18 protein-coding genes are annotated in these 15,574 nt (G+C 36.1%); 11 read left to right on the top strand and 7 right to left on the bottom strand.

Features of this window, described 5'->3' with window-relative positions:
* Window positions 1-38 precede the first annotated feature (38 nt).
* Window positions 39-1,766, bottom strand: coding sequence for an ATP-binding protein (locus DOK81_RS07860; protein ID WP_206909858.1), 1,728 nt, complete (start codon window positions 1,764-1,766; stop codon window positions 39-41).
* Window positions 1,763-2,467 carry a response regulator transcription factor gene (locus DOK81_RS07855; RefSeq protein ID WP_206909856.1) on the bottom strand — a complete coding sequence of 235 codons (705 nt, stop codon included), beginning with the start codon at window positions 2,465-2,467 and terminating at the stop codon, window positions 1,763-1,765. Before DOK81_RS07855 ends, DOK81_RS07860 begins: the two co-directional genes overlap by 4 nt.
* Window positions 2,468-2,595: 128 nt before the next feature.
* Between DOK81_RS07855 and DOK81_RS07850 the strand changes: the two genes are divergently transcribed.
* The 5 genes from DOK81_RS07850 to DOK81_RS07830 all read left to right on the top strand — a co-directional run bounded on the left by DOK81_RS07850 (window position 2,596) and on the right by DOK81_RS07830 (window position 6,112).
* A complete protein-coding gene (locus DOK81_RS07850; RefSeq protein ID WP_206909854.1) occupies window positions 2,596-3,081 on the top strand; it encodes a DUF523 domain-containing protein in 486 nt (161 codons plus the stop codon).
* Window positions 3,082-3,420, top strand: a complete 339-nt coding sequence (locus DOK81_RS07845; RefSeq protein ID WP_206909852.1) for a putative DNA-binding protein — start codon at window positions 3,082-3,084, stop codon at window positions 3,418-3,420.
* A 32-nt stretch (window positions 3,421-3,452) separates the two neighbouring features.
* Complete coding sequence (ffh, locus tag DOK81_RS07840) at window positions 3,453-4,871, top strand: signal recognition particle protein (RefSeq protein WP_206909850.1); 1,419 nt, start codon at window positions 3,453-3,455, stop codon at window positions 4,869-4,871.
* Window positions 4,872-4,968: 97 nt separating this feature from the next.
* Entirely contained in the window at window positions 4,969-5,550 is a 582-nt protein-coding gene (locus tag DOK81_RS07835; RefSeq protein ID WP_206909847.1) for a DNA-3-methyladenine glycosylase I, read from the top strand.
* A gap of 40 nt (window positions 5,551-5,590) precedes the next feature.
* The gene (locus tag DOK81_RS07830) at window positions 5,591-6,112 is read left to right on the top strand and encodes a dihydrofolate reductase family protein (RefSeq protein ID WP_206909845.1); all 522 of its coding nucleotides are present in this window, start codon (window positions 5,591-5,593) and stop codon (window positions 6,110-6,112) included.
* Between the two features lie 211 nt (window positions 6,113-6,323).
* Here DOK81_RS07830 and DOK81_RS07825 read toward each other — a convergent pair whose 3' ends face one another.
* The gene (locus DOK81_RS07825; RefSeq protein WP_206898525.1) at window positions 6,324-6,878 is read right to left on the bottom strand and encodes an NAD(P)H-dependent oxidoreductase; all 555 of its coding nucleotides are present in this window, start codon (window positions 6,876-6,878) and stop codon (window positions 6,324-6,326) included.
* Window positions 6,879-7,107: 229 nt separating this feature from the next.
* On the opposite strand from DOK81_RS07825, the gene rpsP reads away from it, so the two are divergent.
* The 6 genes from rpsP to DOK81_RS07795 all read left to right on the top strand — a co-directional run bounded on the left by rpsP (window position 7,108) and on the right by DOK81_RS07795 (window position 11,548).
* Complete coding sequence (gene rpsP, locus DOK81_RS07820; RefSeq protein WP_005875628.1) at window positions 7,108-7,383, top strand: 30S ribosomal protein S16; 276 nt, start codon at window positions 7,108-7,110, stop codon at window positions 7,381-7,383.
* Between the two features lie 11 nt (window positions 7,384-7,394).
* Window positions 7,395-7,643 (top strand): KH domain-containing protein, encoded by a 249-nt coding sequence (locus DOK81_RS07815; protein ID WP_067483991.1) that lies wholly within the window; start codon window positions 7,395-7,397, stop codon window positions 7,641-7,643.
* A gap of 156 nt (window positions 7,644-7,799) precedes the next feature.
* The gene (gene rimM, locus DOK81_RS07810; RefSeq protein ID WP_206909843.1) at window positions 7,800-8,324 is read left to right on the top strand and encodes a ribosome maturation factor RimM; all 525 of its coding nucleotides are present in this window, start codon (window positions 7,800-7,802) and stop codon (window positions 8,322-8,324) included.
* Window positions 8,314-9,054 (top strand): tRNA (guanosine(37)-N1)-methyltransferase TrmD, encoded by a 741-nt coding sequence (trmD, locus tag DOK81_RS07805; protein ID WP_206909860.1) that lies wholly within the window; start codon window positions 8,314-8,316, stop codon window positions 9,052-9,054. The genes rimM and trmD overlap by 11 nt, the downstream gene beginning before the upstream one ends.
* Before the next feature lie 143 nt (window positions 9,055-9,197).
* Complete coding sequence (rplS, locus tag DOK81_RS07800; RefSeq protein WP_206909841.1) at window positions 9,198-9,545, top strand: 50S ribosomal protein L19; 348 nt, start codon at window positions 9,198-9,200, stop codon at window positions 9,543-9,545.
* A 632-nt stretch (window positions 9,546-10,177) separates the two neighbouring features.
* Window positions 10,178-11,548: a DUF6056 family protein gene (locus DOK81_RS07795; RefSeq protein WP_206909840.1), complete on the top strand. Its 1,371-nt coding sequence runs from the start codon at window positions 10,178-10,180 to the stop codon at window positions 11,546-11,548.
* A gap of 176 nt (window positions 11,549-11,724) precedes the next feature.
* On the opposite strand, the gene DOK81_RS07790 is transcribed toward DOK81_RS07795, so the two are convergent.
* From DOK81_RS07790 to DOK81_RS07775, 4 genes are all read right to left on the bottom strand, one after another.
* Window positions 11,725-11,946 (bottom strand): hypothetical protein, encoded by a 222-nt coding sequence (locus DOK81_RS07790; RefSeq protein WP_206909837.1) that lies wholly within the window; start codon window positions 11,944-11,946, stop codon window positions 11,725-11,727.
* A gap of 205 nt (window positions 11,947-12,151) precedes the next feature.
* Window positions 12,152-12,376, bottom strand: a complete 225-nt coding sequence (locus DOK81_RS07785; protein WP_206909836.1) for a hypothetical protein — start codon at window positions 12,374-12,376, stop codon at window positions 12,152-12,154.
* Window positions 12,377-12,695: 319 nt separating this feature from the next.
* Complete coding sequence (locus DOK81_RS07780) at window positions 12,696-13,595, bottom strand: LysR family transcriptional regulator (RefSeq protein ID WP_206909833.1); 900 nt, start codon at window positions 13,593-13,595, stop codon at window positions 12,696-12,698.
* A 75-nt stretch (window positions 13,596-13,670) separates the two neighbouring features.
* Window positions 13,671-15,431, bottom strand: a complete 1,761-nt coding sequence (locus tag DOK81_RS07775) for a CocE/NonD family hydrolase (RefSeq protein ID WP_206909832.1) — start codon at window positions 15,429-15,431, stop codon at window positions 13,671-13,673.
* Window positions 15,432-15,574: the final 143 nt, after the last annotated feature.

The raw sequence follows: 15,574 nt of genomic DNA, 5'->3' as shown, positions 1-15,574 counted from the left end.
CGATTTTCGTCGCTGTTTTTCGATTTTCGTGTGACATTTCATAAAGTCACTTCAAAAGTAGAACCAACACCGGGATGACTTTCCACAGTAATCTTGCCGTTTAACAGATTAACATAGTCTTTGACGATTGCCAGACCTAAACCTGTACCCCCAGAATGTCGGCTACGTGCTTTATCAACGCGATAAAAACGTTCAAAAATCCGTTCTTGATCTTCTTGGTCGATTCCGATTCCAAAGTCTTGGACAGAAAACCACAAATGTTCATCTACACGATAACGAATAATGATTTGACCGCCTTCTTTTGAGTATTGAATGGCATTTTCAATCAAATTTTTGATGATTGGATATAAAATTTCTGACTGAACAGTGAATGAACCATTATTTCCCAAAAGTTTAACACTTAATTTTTTCTGTTTGATAAATGGTTGGTAGCTTTGAATAATTTGTTCAAAATAAGATTCCAGATAAATCGTTTGTGATTCATATAAGTTTTCACCATCTTTAGATAATTGGATGATTTCGCGAATCAATTGATCTAAACGATGTGCATCTTTTTGCATGATTTCTAAAAAAGTAGTCAATGTTTCTGGGTCATCTTTAGCACCATCAAGAAGTGTTTCTGTGAAGCCCATCAATGAAGTAACAGGGGTTTTTAATTCATGAGAAACATTTCCAACAAAATCTTTCTGGACTTTTTCGAGCCGCCGAACTTTCGTTAAATCATAAGCTACGCCTAGAATTTGTCCAGTTCCGTCTGCATTGCTAAAGTAACGTAAACTGATGTCTAGCGTTTGGTTGCCCTCACTTAATTTGATTTCTTGCTGAACTAATGGATTAGCAGTAGAAACCTGATGAATTAAATGGATTAGTTGAGGTTCTTGAATTACCTCAGCGTAAGGTTGCGAAGTCAGATAAGATGTAACCCCAAGATGCATCTGCATTTTAGGATTCAGTAAACGTAAATGTGACTCTGAATCAATCAAAAAGACACCAATCATCAATTCATTCAGCAATGTATATAACTGTTCTTCAGTCGTTGCATAAGCACGATACATATGACTCATTTGTTCACTTAATGCATTAATCGTTTGATAAAGCTCTTCCCATTGATCTGAGGTTTGCATAATGACTTCGGTTTCCTCAGGGTCATTGACCATTTTTTTCAACACAGGTAATACGGTATGCAAAGGTTCGTTTCGCTGATGAGCAAAGTAAGCGATCATTCCTGAAAGAATACCAAAGAAAAGTAGAAAGAATAAAAATACCCAACGACGAAAATTTTCTGTGCGTGGTAAAAAACCACTAGTTGGTTCGGCAATTCGGATAATAGCTTTTAGTTGACCGTTTTCTTTAATGGGTAAAGCGACATAGAGAAGTTGTTCATTTACAGTCTCACTTTGACGCAAGGAACTCCCCAATCGACCACCATCAAGAACAGCTTTGATTTCGGGACGTGTACTACGACTGCCTGTTAGGTCATCATCACTGGTATCATACAAAACATTGCCAACAGCATCCAATAACGTGATTCGTTCAGAAGATTGATGAACGAATTCTGTCAAAATTTCCTTGTTTTCCACTGAATCAGGGTTCGACCAAGTAAGCTGTCGCGTCAATAATTGTGCTTTTTTTGTCAAGTATTCTTCTTGTTGTTCAATAATTTGTTGTTGAAAATAATTTGAGATAAGTTGCCAGCTACCAAGAAAAACTGTTAGAAAAAAGACCAAGAATAGGAGACGTCTTGAGAAAGTTTTCCAATTTTTCATAGTCGAGGCTCCTGAAATTTATAGCCAAATCCGCGAACCGTTACTAAATATTTGGGGTGTTTTGGATCACGTTCGATTTTTTCTCTCAGGTGACTGACATGAACATCGACGATTCGACTTTGACCAGCAAAATCAAAATTCCAGATACGCTCGAGTAAAGTGTCTCGATCAATGACGCGATCTTTTCGCTTCATAAAGTAAACTAACAATTCAAATTCTTTGGGGGTCAATTCAATCAGACGACCATCAACTGTGACTTGAAAATTTGTTAAGTTCGCAATGATTTGACCCGCTGTTAAATATTCTGGTTCTTCTTCTTCAACGGGGACATTTCGAGGTTCCATTCGTCGAAAAATAGCTTTCATTCGAGCTAATACTTCGCGTGGGCTAAATGGTTTAACTAAGTAATCATCGGCACCAATCTCTAAACCTAAAATACGATCAATCTGATCGTCCTTGGCAGTGAGCATCAAAATAGGTGTATCGTTTTTTTCTTGACGAAGTTTCTGCGTAATTTCCATGCCATCCATTGAAGGAAGCATGACATCTAAAATAATAAAATCAAAGGCTTGATCTAAAGCAAGTTCTAATCCCTCGCGTCCATCCGTTGCACTAGTAACTTGATAGCCTTCTTTTTCTAAGTTAAAGGTTAATAAAGTGACGATGGAAGGTTCATCATCAACAACTAAGATTTTTTTCATAAGCGCTCCTTTAAAACATATTCATGCTTTACTATTTTAGCATAGAATCAAGGGTAGGGGCTATGTAACCAACTCAATAAATGGTATAATAACTAGGCACTTTGTTGGAAGGAAAGGAAGCGATTCAAATGATTGGTATCAGTGCTTGCTTAGGCGGTGTATCATGTCGTTATGACGGTCAGCCAAAAGCTGTTTTGCAACTTGTCGCAATGGTTGAAAACCATGAAGCCATCATGGTTTGTCCAGAAGTTTTGGGTGGCTTACCGATTCCCAGAGATCCAGCAGAAATTGTCGGCGGAGATGGATTTGATGTTTGGAATGAAAAGGCAAGGGTCGTGACTTCCAAAGGGGTCGATGTGACAAAGGAATATCAGGCAGGTGCAATTCTTGCTTGGCAAAAATTAAAAGAACAACAAATTGACCAACTCATTTTGAAGGCAAAAAGCCCTTCATGTGGTAGTAGTCAAATTTACGATGGTACATTTTCTGGTACATTGGCAGAAGGTGTAGGCGTTGCAACTGCTTATTTTTTAAAACAGAAGATGAGCGTTCTATCTGATGAGGATTGGTTAGCACAACAGCAAGAAATCACAAAGATAAATGAGGTGAGTTGAATGGAAATTGAAAAAACAAATCGAATGAACGCACTTTTTGAATTTTACTCGACCTTATTAACTGAAAAACAAATGAATTATATGGAATTGTATTATGCGGATGATTTTTCACTTGGAGAAATTGCAGAAGAATATCAAGTCAGTCGACAAGCAGTTTATGATAACATTAAGAGAACTGGAAAAATTTTAGAAGACTACGAGAAAAAACTGCATCTTTTTTCAAACTACATCGTGCGTGAACAAACCTTAGAAAAACTGATGACTTATGTCACCGAGCACTATCCAAAAGACGATGCACTGATCGGTTTTATTCAACAAATTCAAGACATCGAAGAGTAACAAACTAGAAACTAATTAAAGGAATGAAGAAAATGGCATTTGAAAGCTTAACAGAACGTCTGCAACAGGCGATGGGAAAATTAAGAAAAAAAGGGAAAGTATCAGAGGCTGACGTCAAAGAAATGATGCGAGAAATCCGCTTAGCATTACTGGAAGCCGATGTCAATTTACAAGTAGTCAAGGACTTTACAAAACGTGTGCGAGAACGCGCAGTAGGAGTAGAAGTTCTTGAAAGCTTGTCACCTGCACAACAAATCGTCAAAATCGTTGATGAGGAACTAACGATCACCTTGGGTTCCGAAACAGCAGAATTGATCAAGTCACCAAAAATCCCAACTGTGATTATGATGGTTGGGTTACAAGGGGCTGGTAAAACAACATTTGCTGGGAAACTAGCAAACTTTTTGAAGAAAAATGAAAAAGCACGACCATTGATGATTGCAGGAGACGTGTACCGACCTGCAGCGATTGACCAATTGAAAGTCTTGGGCCAACAATTAGATGTGCCTGTCTTTGATATGGGAACAGATGTCAGTCCAGTGGAAATCGTTCGTCAAGGGATGGAAGTTGCTAGAGAAAAGAAAAATGACTATGTCTTGATCGATACGGCTGGTCGTTTACACATTGATGAACTGTTGATGGATGAGTTGAAGCAAATCAAAGAAATTGCACAACCAAATGAAATTCTGTTGGTTGTTGATGCGATGACTGGACAAGATGCGGTCAATGTAGCGGACAGCTTCAATCAGCAATTAGGCATTACTGGGGTTGTCATTACAAAACTTGATGGAGATACCAGAGGTGGGGCAGCGTTATCTATTCGTTCAGTAACCGGTGCGCCAATCAAATTTATCGGGTCAGGTGAAAAATTAACAGATCTGGAAGTCTTCCATCCAGATCGTATGGCTAGTCGAATCTTGGGTATGGGTGACATGTTGACCCTGATTGAAAAAGCGCAACAAGATTATGACGAGAAAAAAGCGGAAGAACTTGCCCAAAAAATGCGGGAAAATTCTTTTGACTTCAATGATTTTATTGAACAACTGGATCAAGTAATGGGAATGGGTCCATTAGAAGATCTAATTAAAATGATTCCAGGAATGAATCAAGTACCCGGTATTGAAAATGTAAAAGTTGATCCAAAAGATGTGGAACGAAAAAAAGCAATGGTGTACTCGATGACACCTGCTGAACGAGAAAACCCTGATTTGTTGAACCCTAGCCGTCGTCGTCGGATTGCTGCTGGTTCAGGAAACAGTGTGGTAGAAGTAAACCGCATGATCAAACAATTCAAAGAATCTCGTAAGATGATGCAACAGATGTCGAAAGGTGACATGAATATTCCAGGAATGGACCAAATGTTTGGAACAGGCGTCAAAGGAAAACTTGGAAAAATGGCGATGAATCGCATGGTTAAGAAAAACAAGAAGAAAAAGAAAAAACGTAAATAAGCGATTGCTGAATGGAATGGATTTGAGCTATGACAAACGATTGATTGAGATGTTGTCATAGCTTTTTTGTTCACAAATAAACATGGAGGCAAGGAAAATGAAACGATGTTCTTGGGCAGAAAGTACAGCATCAATGCAACAATATCATGATACGATTTGGGGTGTTCCAGAATATGATGATCAAAGACTTTATCGCAAACTAATGCTAGACATCAATCAAGCAGGATTAAGTTGGCAAACGATTTTAAATAAAATAGAAGCCTTTGATCATGCGTATGACAATTTTTCTTTAGAAAAAGTGGCAGCATATGACGAAAATAAAATAGAATCTTTGCTTCAAGATAAAGGAATTATTCGTAATCGAAGAAAAGTTGAAGCTGCTATTCATAATGCAAAGGCTGTTCAAAAGATCCAACAAGAATTTGGAAGTTTTGCTACTTTTTTATGGGGGTTTTCTGATGATAAGGTAGTAAATCATATGTATCAAACACAAGAAGAAATTCCGACAACGAGTGAACTATCTGACAAGATCACGAAAGAATTGAAGAAACGCGGCTTTAAATTTATTGGGAGTACCACGATTTACGCTTTTTTAGAAGCAGTCGGCATCATTAACGATCATGTCACTGATTGTTTTAGACATCTAGAAGTAAAGCAATCAACCATTCAAGAAAACTAGTCAATTAATAGATAAAATCTAACGTGAAGGAGAGGAGCACATGCGAAAAATCGTCTTTTATGGCGCAATTAGTTTGGATGGCTATCTGGCAACAAAAGAAGATGGTTTACAGTGGTTATTTGATACGCCAACAGGTGAGAAAACAACTTATGAATCATTTTATCAAACAATTGATACAACAATCATGGGGCGAAAAACCTACGAAGAAGCTAAGAAATCTTTAGATGCAGAACTGTTATATCCAGAAAAGAAAAATTATGTATTTTCAAGAAATCAATCATTGGTTCTACCAGATGCAACAGTAATCAATGAGGATCCAGCTTCGTTTATAGAAAAAATTCGACAAGAATCAGGTTCAGATATTTGGATTGTTGGTGGCGGGGCGCTACTTAAACCTTTGCTAGAAAGTCAGTTGATTGATGAGTGGTGGATCCAAATCACGCCAGTTTTACTCGGTGAGGGAATTCGTTTGTTTGAACCTGGTGAGTATCAAGAAAGATTAGAGTATATTGATTCGCAGGAGTTTGGTCAATTTATTGAATTACATTATCGAAAAAAATAAAAAAGTTGTTTGCCAAATTTTTTATTTGGCAAACAACTTTTTTTGTTGATCGCTTTGAGCCACAATCTTATTCACGATGTTTTCCAAGCAACTTCTTAAGATAGCTTGCATTCACTTCAAAATAAGTCAAGATTTCGCAAAAATTTGACAATCAATTTCTGAAAATTTATTCTTATTTATTGGAGTTGTAAACTTCTTTCCCAACCTTTGTTTACTTCGTCAATTTTTCCAAGAAGTCAATATACGCATTCATAATTGTTTCAAAGAATTTCATTGTACCATCAATGATTTTTCCATCTTCACCAACTAAGTTAACGATATTACCAATATAAGCTTCTGGTTGTTGAAGTGTTGGTACATTTAAGAAGACTAGCGATTGACGGATAATATGGTTAGCACCAAAACCGCCGATTCCACCAGGAGAAGCTGTAACAACTAAACCAGGTTTTGAATCCCAAACGCTTTGACCGTAAGGACGAGAACCAACGTCTAGCGCGTTTTTCAAAGCTGCTGGGATTGAACGATTGTATTCAGGTGAAACGAAAATAACGCCATCTAGATCTTTTACTTCATTACGGAAACGAGTCCAAGCTTCAGGTGCATTTTCTGGTGTTTCAAGATCTTCATTGTAGAAAGGAAGATCATCAATTTTAACGAAGACACTTTCATAGCCATCAGGTAGTAAGCTTGCGAAAGCTTCAGCAACCTTTTTGTTATAAGAATCTTTTCTTAAACTACCAATAAAAAAGCCAATTTTTTTTGTCATAAATAGAACCTCCTAATAATTATCTTTCATAACTATCTTACAAAAAATAAGTAAAACGAGCAAATAAAAGCACTTACTAGTTAAAAGCCCAATAAAATTATCGTCAAAAATGCCTATAATCACTGAAAAAAAGGAATTTATAAACCTGTAAAGAAAAAAAGCTTTACAGGGTAAAAAAAAACTGTTACACTACATCTTGTGAATAAATCAATGGAGGTGGAAATAAATAATGGCAGTTAAAATTCGTTTAAAACGTATGGGTTCTAAAAAGAGTCCTTTTTACCGTATTGTAGTAGCTGATTCACGTTCTCCTCGTGACGGACGTTTCATCGAAACTGTAGGTACTTACAATCCTTTGAAAGACCCTGCAGAAGTAGTTTTAAAAGAAGACTTAGTTCTTAACTGGTTATCAAAAGGTGCGCAACCTTCAGATACAGTTCGTAACATCCTTTCAAAAGAAGGCGTTATGCAAAAACACCACGAAGCTAAATTTTCAAAGAAATAAGGTGAGCGGATATGAAAGATTTAAGTGAGCTAGTCTTAACAATCGTTCGTCCGTTAGTCACTCATCCTGATCAAGTTCGGTTAGAGGTCGTTGAATCGAAAGATTTTTATGAATACAATCTAACTGTAGCACCAGAAGATATTGGTCGTATCATTGGAAAACAAGGACGAGTTGCAAAAGCAATCCGGACAATCGTTTACGGGGTACGAATCAACGCACCTAAAAAGGTTCGTTTGAATATCGTCGATGATAAGGAATAAATCAAAAACTGTTTCGAATTTTTTCGAAACAGTTTTTTTTTTGCGTCATGCTTTTTTGTATAAAAGTAAAAAAGAATTCATTTTAAAAAACAAAACTAGAATTGCCCAAACGCCCATGCTAAAATGAAGCAGAGAAAAAAGAAATGAGGAAAAATTGTGACTGAATATCTAAATGTTGGAAAAATTGTCAATACTCAAGGGTTAAAAGGAGAAGTTCGTGTCATTTCAACGACTGATTTTCCTGAGGAGCGTTACCAAAAAGGAGCGCAACTCACTTTATTTCAAGATGGAAAAGCACCTGTTGAATTGACTATCAAAAGTCATCGTAAACATAAAAATTTTGATTTATTAAGTTTTGAAGGACATCCGTCAATCAATGATGTCGAAAAATATCGTGACGGCATTTTAAAGGTGTCAAAAGAAGAAATTTCAGAGTTAGAAGAAAATGAATTTTACTATCATGAAATCATCGGTTTAGTGGTCTTGGATGAAGCTGGCGAAAAACTTGGAAAAGTGAAAGAAATCCTTTCTCCAGGAGCAAATGATGTTTGGGTCGTTCAACGTGAAAAGAAAAAAGATTTGTTGCTTCCTTATATTGCATCAGTTGTAAAAGAAGTAGATGTAGCTAATGGCGTAGTCCATGTGGAAATTCCAGAAGGGTTGATTGATGATGAAGATTGATGTATTGACCCTATTTCCTAAAATGTTTGAAGGTCCTATGGGTGAATCAATTATTGGAAAGGCTGTTGCTAAAGGATTGCTAGATATCAGTGTATCTAATTTTCGTGAGTATTCTGATAACAAACACCAAACAGTAGACGACTATCCTTATGGTGGTGGAGCTGGTATGTTACTGAAAGTTCAACCAATCTATGACAATTTGAAAGCAATCGATGAAGCAGACCCAACTGTCAAGAAACGTGTGATCTTGTTAGATCCAGCTGGGAAACAGTTTAATCAAGCGATGGCAGAAGAATTTTCACAAGAAGAACATTTAGTTTTTATTTGTGGTCATTATGAAGGGTATGATGAACGAATTCGAACATTGGTAACAGATGAAGTTTCGTTGGGTGACTATGTGTTGACTGGAGGAGAACTTGGAGCGATGGTTATGATTGATGCGACTGTTCGCTTACTTCCTGATGTATTAGGAAATCAAACCTCTGCCCAAACGGATTCATATTCTACCGGATTGCTTGAACATCCACAATACACAAGACCTGCTGAGTTCAAGGGAATGAAAGTTCCTGATGTATTAACAAATGGTAATCACAAGTTGATTGAGGAGTGGCAATTAAAGGAATCTCTACGTCGAACAGTTCAACGACGTCCTGATTTACTAGCTGACTTAGAACTGACACCACAAATGGAGAAGTTTTTAGCTGAAATCAAGCAAGAAGAAACAGAATAGAAAAAATGTGTTTGTCATGAAAATGTACTTTACACTCAATTGGTAGTATGTTACTATTTTGTGGTGAGTGCAAAGCACTTAACTATTACGATGTTCCGCTGTGAGTTTACTCATAAGAATGTTTGGAATAAGGAGAAGAAAACATGAATCCATTAATCGAAGAATTAACAAAAGAACAACTACGTTCTGACATCCCAGCTTTCCGCCCTGGTGACACTGTACGTGTTCACGCGAAAGTTGTCGAAGGTACACGTGAACGTATCCAGTTATTTGAAGGTGTTGTAATCAAACGCCGTGGTGCTGGAATCAGCGAAACTTACACAGTTCGTAAAATTTCTAACGGAGTGGGCGTTGAACGTACATTCCCAGTACACACACCACGTGTTGCTCAAATCGAAGTAGTTCGTTACGGTAAAGTACGTCGTGCAAAATTGTACTACTTACGTGCATTACACGGAAAAGCTGCTCGTATCAAAGAAATCCGTCGTTAATTTATTGTTATTCGACCAAAAAGCTCCCTTGCTTAGGCAAGGGGGTTTTTTTGTCTTACTGTTATATATCTTCTAGTATAAAAGGCAAAGATTTTATAAAAGTTCAAGGTAAATTTGTAATTTTTCTCTCATCCCTTGGGGAACGTACAAGTGAATTTGTTGAGTAATTTTATTTTTCTTGTGTCCAACGCGTTCCTATTTCTGTTAGTTTAGATATATGTATATGGCGAAAGATAAAGATATGTGAGCATAGATTATAGTTTCATCAAAACTCATCTCTTTTTTACGCTTCCTAAGATAAGCATTTATAACAGTTATCAAAATCGTTGTGCCATTGCTCATCTAGACGTAAAAACGTAAAAAAATCATAGATAGCAAGGGAATGATAGGTCAGCTTTTGATTTTTGATGGAAGAAAGAGCAGGGACTTGACGTCGTTTTACATACGTGCAATCAGTCTAAATGTGAAGGAATCTTGAGTAAGATATATATTTCTAATATCTACTTGATGCTCGAATCAAGTTTCTCACACAAGGGATACCTACAACTAGTTAAAGATAACTAAAAAGATAGATTTAAATAACTCTTAAGGCTATGTTATACTCTATTGGTAAATATAGAAAGGAGTATAAAATGAACAAACATAGTATAAAAATAACAAAAAATAAAGAATTGTTTTTGGTGTTATTAGGAATTTGGGGCGTGTTTTTACTTTTTAATATGTATATGCCGACTATCAGAGCAGATGATATGGTTTATGCGAGTAGACTAGATAAACTTGGTTATTTAGGTGCTTCCATAGAACATTATAAAACATGGAGTTCAAGAATTATTGTGGAGTTATTTTTAATGTTTTTTTCTAAACATTTTGCGTTATGGAAATTATTAAATTCTATGGTTATGGTAGGAACTGTAGTGTTGCTCTGCAAGTATGTTTTTGAGAAAATAAATGTTAAAAATTTGTTATTGGTTTTTTCTATATACTGTTTAGTGCCGATGACAGTGATGGGGGAAACTGGTTGGCGAGCAACCACCTTAAACTATCAGTGGCCAGTTGCGTTTAGTTTACTAGCTTTTTATCCGTTTTTCCAAGTTTTAAGAGGAGAAGAAATAACTAGAAAAATATATTGGTTAAGTATTCCTTTATTAATATTTTCAACTAATCAAGAACAAGTGAATGCCTGTTTTTTTGTTCTAACTAGTATAGTTAGTCTATATTTAATTGTTAATGGTCGATATAGTTATAAGCTATCAGTCTTTTCAATAATAAGCTTAGCAGAATTAATTTTCTCTTTAACAACTCCAGGGAATGCATTACGTGCTGTGCATGAAATTAATAGGTGGTTTCCTGAGTATAAAAATTTCAATTTTCTTAATAAGCTAGATTTAGGTATTTCATCATTTGGAAAGCCATTTTTTTTAGACATGAATATTTTGTTTTTATTGTTATTTTCCCTAGTTTTTATTCTAGTATATAGAAAACATCAAAACTACTATGTACGTATATTGACTGCATTGCCGTTGTTCTTAAATTTGACTATTTATTTTGGCAATACAATGGGACAAAGTTTTACTTACGTTAGTGGAAATAAACGAGCGATGATTTGGAGTAGTAGTAATTTGAATAATCTCTTTACAGGGTTAGGAACAAAATTGTCACTTTTTTATCCTGGTACTTGGATCGCTACTTTAGTAGTTTTAGGGTTATTGATTTGTTTGATTGTTGGTATTTATTTAAGTTTTGACAATAAAAAAACTGCTATTTTATTAGTTATTTTGATGATAATGGGATTTTGTTCAAGAGTAATTATGGGATTTTCTCCTACAGTCTGGGCTTCGGGAATGCGGACGTACTATATACTTTACATTGTTATTGTTCTCTTAGTACTAATGGGAGTTAAAGAGTTAATGAAAAGTATGAGTCTACAAAAAAATGAATTATTACGATTTGGATTGACTATGCTAGGTATTTGTACCTTGATATTAACAGTGATGAGCAAATAGCATACAAAAAAAGTCTCAACGATTGAGACTTTTTTTGTATCAATGACTTTTAGATTTTGCTTCTTTTATCTCTCTTATGATATAAAAAGGAGTGATGATTCCTTTCGGGAACATAGAAATAAAAATGTGTAACAGTCGCAGAATTTCTTAGGGTTTGTTAAACAAATGCGCATCTTTTAACAACTAGCTGCAGCACCAGTCAATGCTCCACCAAGCGCACCATAAGTCCCTCCAAGTACAGTACCCGCGGGTCCAATAGCTGAGCCAGCTAGTCCAAGTGTTCCCATACCTGTAAACATTCCTCCAAATGTGCCAGCTGCACATTTTCCGAAGTTACTTAATCCGCCTCCGGTAATATTTTGGATTTCCTTTGTTGATAATACACGTTTATTGTCCATATGTCCTCCCACTATTATTTTTTTTGTTTCGTAAAAAAGTAAATAATCCAAGTAACAGTAACATAAATATATTCAAAAATCATGATTGGAGATCGCAAAGCTTCCTTAACTGACAGTCCCGAAAAAAGAAACAAAATTAGTGTTCCGATACAAAGAATCACGTCACTAATCAAGAAGTAGCAGATTTTTTTTGATTGATTATCCATTAGCAAAAAGTCGCCGCTGCAGCTAATCCTGCACCAGCACCACCAAGTACGCCCCCTGCTGCAGCTCCCCAAGGTCCGCCTACGCCGAATCCTTTTATGCCACCGCCTACACCTCCGGTAATTAATCCACCTGCAACTCCAGCAATACATTTTTGTGTTTTATTCGCGCCTCCACCAATTGTTTGTTGCATTTCTGTTAGGGTTAACATTTTCTTATATCGCATGAGTAAACACGCTCCTTAAAGAGATTTTTGTTACAGTTGAACCATAACATGACAAATAAATTACTTGTAAAAGTTGTCCTCAAAGAGATAATTTTTGGTCTTAAATCATGATAGCAATAAAAATGTGATGGTTTTTATGTAATTAAGGAATAAAACTTAAAAAAGTATCCAGAGAGAACATCCTGTTCTTTCTGGATACTTTTTTTTAACTGTTGACATAGAAGGTGAGACTGAAGACCAGTATTTTTATGTTTAAGCAAATCATTCATTTTTGACAACATTTGTGGTCTAAAAATAAGAAATTTAAGAAGAGCCTCTATTAGGAATGTACCTTTAAGAAGTGAATTAGTTCTCCAAAAAGTCCGCTATTTTTTTCTCGAGTAAAAGCAGCGACGATATCTTGATTTGTCTGGTTCTTTTTTAAATCAATAATTTTGATATGGTACCTTTCCTCTAATGTTCCATCGTCCATTCCTGAGTATAGAAAGGCCAAACCATCGCCGACAGATACTTTTGACAATCCTTCATCAAGATTTTTTACATAAGAGTTTGCTTTGATATTAAAACCGTAGTTGATAAATTGATTGATAACATAATCAACAATAATCGGAGATTGCTGTCTTTCGAGAAGAATGAATGTTTCTTGACTTAGTTCGGAGAAATCAACATTTTTTTGATGACTCAATAAGTGATGAACCGGAACTGCAACTTGTAAATGATTTTTCATAAATAAAATGGTTTCGAGTGACTTATTTGGTTGAAAATAATTGGAAAGGTTAAAGACCATATCATATTCATCTTTTAAAAGTCCCTCAGACAGGTTCATAGGTGTATCTTGTTTCAATACGAACTTGACGTTAGTATGTTCTGATTTAAATTGTTCGAATAGCTGAAACATTTTTCCCATATTGAAATTAGGGAGGTAACCAATCCGAAAAAGATGTGAATGACTTTCGGTACTTTTCTGGTGATCAAAAAGGTGTGTTAAATGATCGACACGTTTCAAAAGATCATTTGCTTCAACCAGAAATTGTCTACCAGCACTGGTTAAGGTAAGAGAATGGCTTGTTCGAATAAATAGTTTGACTCCAAGTTCTGTTTCTAATTCTTGGATTCGTCTACTTAAGGTCGGCTGTGAAATGTATAATTTTTGAGAAGCTTTTGTAAAGCTACCCTCAGTAGCAACTTCAACAAAATAGGTTAAGGTCGATAATTTCATACGGACTCCATTCAAATAAAAATAATTGATGGTATCAGTATAGAATGATCAACCTTAATTCACAAGTCCAATCGATTATTTAGTTGATAGAGGTAACTGGATATATGAAGCATATTCACCACCTGTATGAAGAATGTGAAGTCCTTGATTGTCTGGAGTACAACCTGGTGTTCCAGGCATAACAGAGCCAAGTTCATCTTTTGTACTTATGACAACCCGTAACGTTTCGCCTGTTTTATAAGCTAAGCCAATAGGACTTAAAACAATCTCTAATTCAACAATTTCTCCCGGTTTTATTTTCTCAACTTGATCAAAACTGTACGCAGGAATCTCATCAGTGGCAACTTTACGATCAAGCTGACGCATAGAGGCACGTAATCTTCCCCAAGCACCTTTGTAACGCAAGGCAGAAGCACCTTCTTGTGTAAAATCTTGTAACGCAGCACCCTGATTAGGAACAACAAACTCGCTTAACACATTACCGAAACGATCTAATTTCTGTACCCAAACAAAAACATCCATATCATCATAGCCTTCAACTTCCATGAATAATTTCGCTTTTGGATAGCCAATAAAAGTTGTGTCTTTTTTGAAAGTCATTTGAAATGAAGTTCGTCCAGGTAAAGTTTCGGCAGCATATTTCACAGGGAAATCTGTTGTTTCTGGAGTTTCTTGCAGACAACGAGTCATTCCATTTAGATAGTAGCGTTTGTTTTCAACAGTGGCTGGTGGGAAAGCTTTCGCTGGAATATCTGTTTGATTTCCTCCTTGAAAATCAAGAATAGAGTAGCGAACAGTTGGTGTTTCAGGCCAATCATTCTTCTTTTCGAGTAGATAGTAATCGAAGAAGCGTCGTAATTCTTCCACGTTTTTTTCATCATAATAGTAAGGCCATTCTTGACGGTCATGGATTCTAAGCCATTTTTCTTTTGAACCTAATGTTCGCCAAGAACGGAAAGTACCCATGGTATGCAAAGTATTTGAATAACTGGCAATTACAAAAGCAGGAACAGTAATTTTACTTGGATCAGCGTTCTTGTCTTGCCAGATTTCTGCATTAGCTAATGGATAAGCATCGATTTCTTTCGTCAGGTCTTCACGTAGGGCATTTGTGTTACTAACATGGTTTACTTGTAATCGTTCAATGAAATTTTTATCAGAAATACCACCGATAAAAGCCAAGTCACGATAACCATCGGCTAATCCTTCTGTAGGATTGATACAAGTTAAGTGTGGTGGTTGTTCGGCAGCAATATACCACTGTGAAAAAGCTAAATAAGAAGTCCCAGTGAGAGCCGTTTTTCCATTGCTCCAGGATTGGGTGGCTAACCATTCAATTAAATCATAGCCATCTTCAGCTTCTTGGGAACCAATCATAGTTATGTTTCCTTCGCTAGCTCCAATACCACGCATATCAGGATTGCATACAGCATATCCATGAGCACACCAATAATCGGGATCTGGACCTTCGAATTTTGTTAAGCCAGAATTCCAATGGTTGCCCATGCCTAGCATGTTAAAAAGATTTTTATAACGAGGCGCAGTTCCTGCACTTTTTCCATAAGGACTCCAAGCAATTAAAACAGGGACTTTTTCCGTGGTAATTGGTAAATAAATATCTGTATAAATCGTCACACCATCGCGTAATTTTACAGGAATGTCTTTTAACAGACGAATATCACCAGAAAGTGGTTTGAATCCTTCGGCAATGACGTCTCCTTTTTTCAATCTAACTTCTTTTGTTTCAAAGGGACTAAGAATACCATGCTCGATACCATCATCAATATATTCAAAAGCAGGACTAAATTTCATTTTTTCAGTAATTTTTGTAGTCATTTTGATTTCCTCCAATTCGATTGAGTAATAAATTATTGAACAGTTCAGATTATAGGAGCCTGTAAAGAGAAAGTACAATTGCAATTTTGGATAGTCACTGGGGAATTCTCCGAGTATTCAAAAAATGAATATCAAGCAAGTTA

It is taken from the genome of Enterococcus sp. DIV0660C, assembly GCF_017316125.1.
Lineage (GTDB): Bacteria > Bacillota > Bacilli > Lactobacillales > Enterococcaceae > Enterococcus_B.
The sequence above is the reverse complement of the archived record's forward strand: the minus strand, read 5'-3'. Positions and strand labels throughout refer to the sequence as shown.

Bases quoted from the DNA above. Each gene is read 5' to 3' on its own strand.
- rplS (WP_206909841.1), top strand. From the start codon at position 9,198: ATGAATCCATTAATCGAAGAATTAACAAAAGAACAACTACGTTCTGAC.
- DOK81_RS07830 (WP_206909845.1), top strand. From the start codon at position 5,591: ATGCGAAAAATCGTCTTTTATGGCGCAATTAGTTTGGATGGCTATCTG.
- ffh (WP_206909850.1), top strand. From the start codon at position 3,453: ATGGCATTTGAAAGCTTAACAGAACGTCTGCAACAGGCGATGGGAAAA.
- rpsP (WP_005875628.1), top strand. From the start codon at position 7,108: ATGGCAGTTAAAATTCGTTTAAAACGTATGGGTTCTAAAAAGAGTCCT.
- DOK81_RS07780 (WP_206909833.1), bottom strand. From the start codon at position 13,595: ATGAAATTATCGACCTTAACCTATTTTGTTGAAGTTGCTACTGAGGGT.
- DOK81_RS07815 (WP_067483991.1), top strand. From the start codon at position 7,395: ATGAAAGATTTAAGTGAGCTAGTCTTAACAATCGTTCGTCCGTTAGTC.
- DOK81_RS07790 (WP_206909837.1), bottom strand. From the start codon at position 11,946: ATGGACAATAAACGTGTATTATCAACAAAGGAAATCCAAAATATTACC.
- DOK81_RS07785 (WP_206909836.1), bottom strand. From the start codon at position 12,376: ATGCGATATAAGAAAATGTTAACCCTAACAGAAATGCAACAAACAATT.
- DOK81_RS07825 (WP_206898525.1), bottom strand. From the start codon at position 6,878: ATGACAAAAAAAATTGGCTTTTTTATTGGTAGTTTAAGAAAAGATTCT.
- DOK81_RS07850 (WP_206909854.1), top strand. From the start codon at position 2,596: ATGATTGGTATCAGTGCTTGCTTAGGCGGTGTATCATGTCGTTATGAC.
- DOK81_RS07845 (WP_206909852.1), top strand. From the start codon at position 3,082: ATGGAAATTGAAAAAACAAATCGAATGAACGCACTTTTTGAATTTTAC.
- DOK81_RS07855 (WP_206909856.1), bottom strand. From the start codon at position 2,467: ATGAAAAAAATCTTAGTTGTTGATGATGAACCTTCCATCGTCACTTTA.
- DOK81_RS07835 (WP_206909847.1), top strand. From the start codon at position 4,969: ATGAAACGATGTTCTTGGGCAGAAAGTACAGCATCAATGCAACAATAT.
- DOK81_RS07795 (WP_206909840.1), top strand. From the start codon at position 10,178: ATGAACAAACATAGTATAAAAATAACAAAAAATAAAGAATTGTTTTTG.
- DOK81_RS07775 (WP_206909832.1), bottom strand. From the start codon at position 15,431: ATGACTACAAAAATTACTGAAAAAATGAAATTTAGTCCTGCTTTTGAA.
- DOK81_RS07860 (WP_206909858.1), bottom strand. From the start codon at position 1,766: ATGAAAAATTGGAAAACTTTCTCAAGACGTCTCCTATTCTTGGTCTTT.
- trmD (WP_206909860.1), top strand. From the start codon at position 8,314: ATGAAGATTGATGTATTGACCCTATTTCCTAAAATGTTTGAAGGTCCT.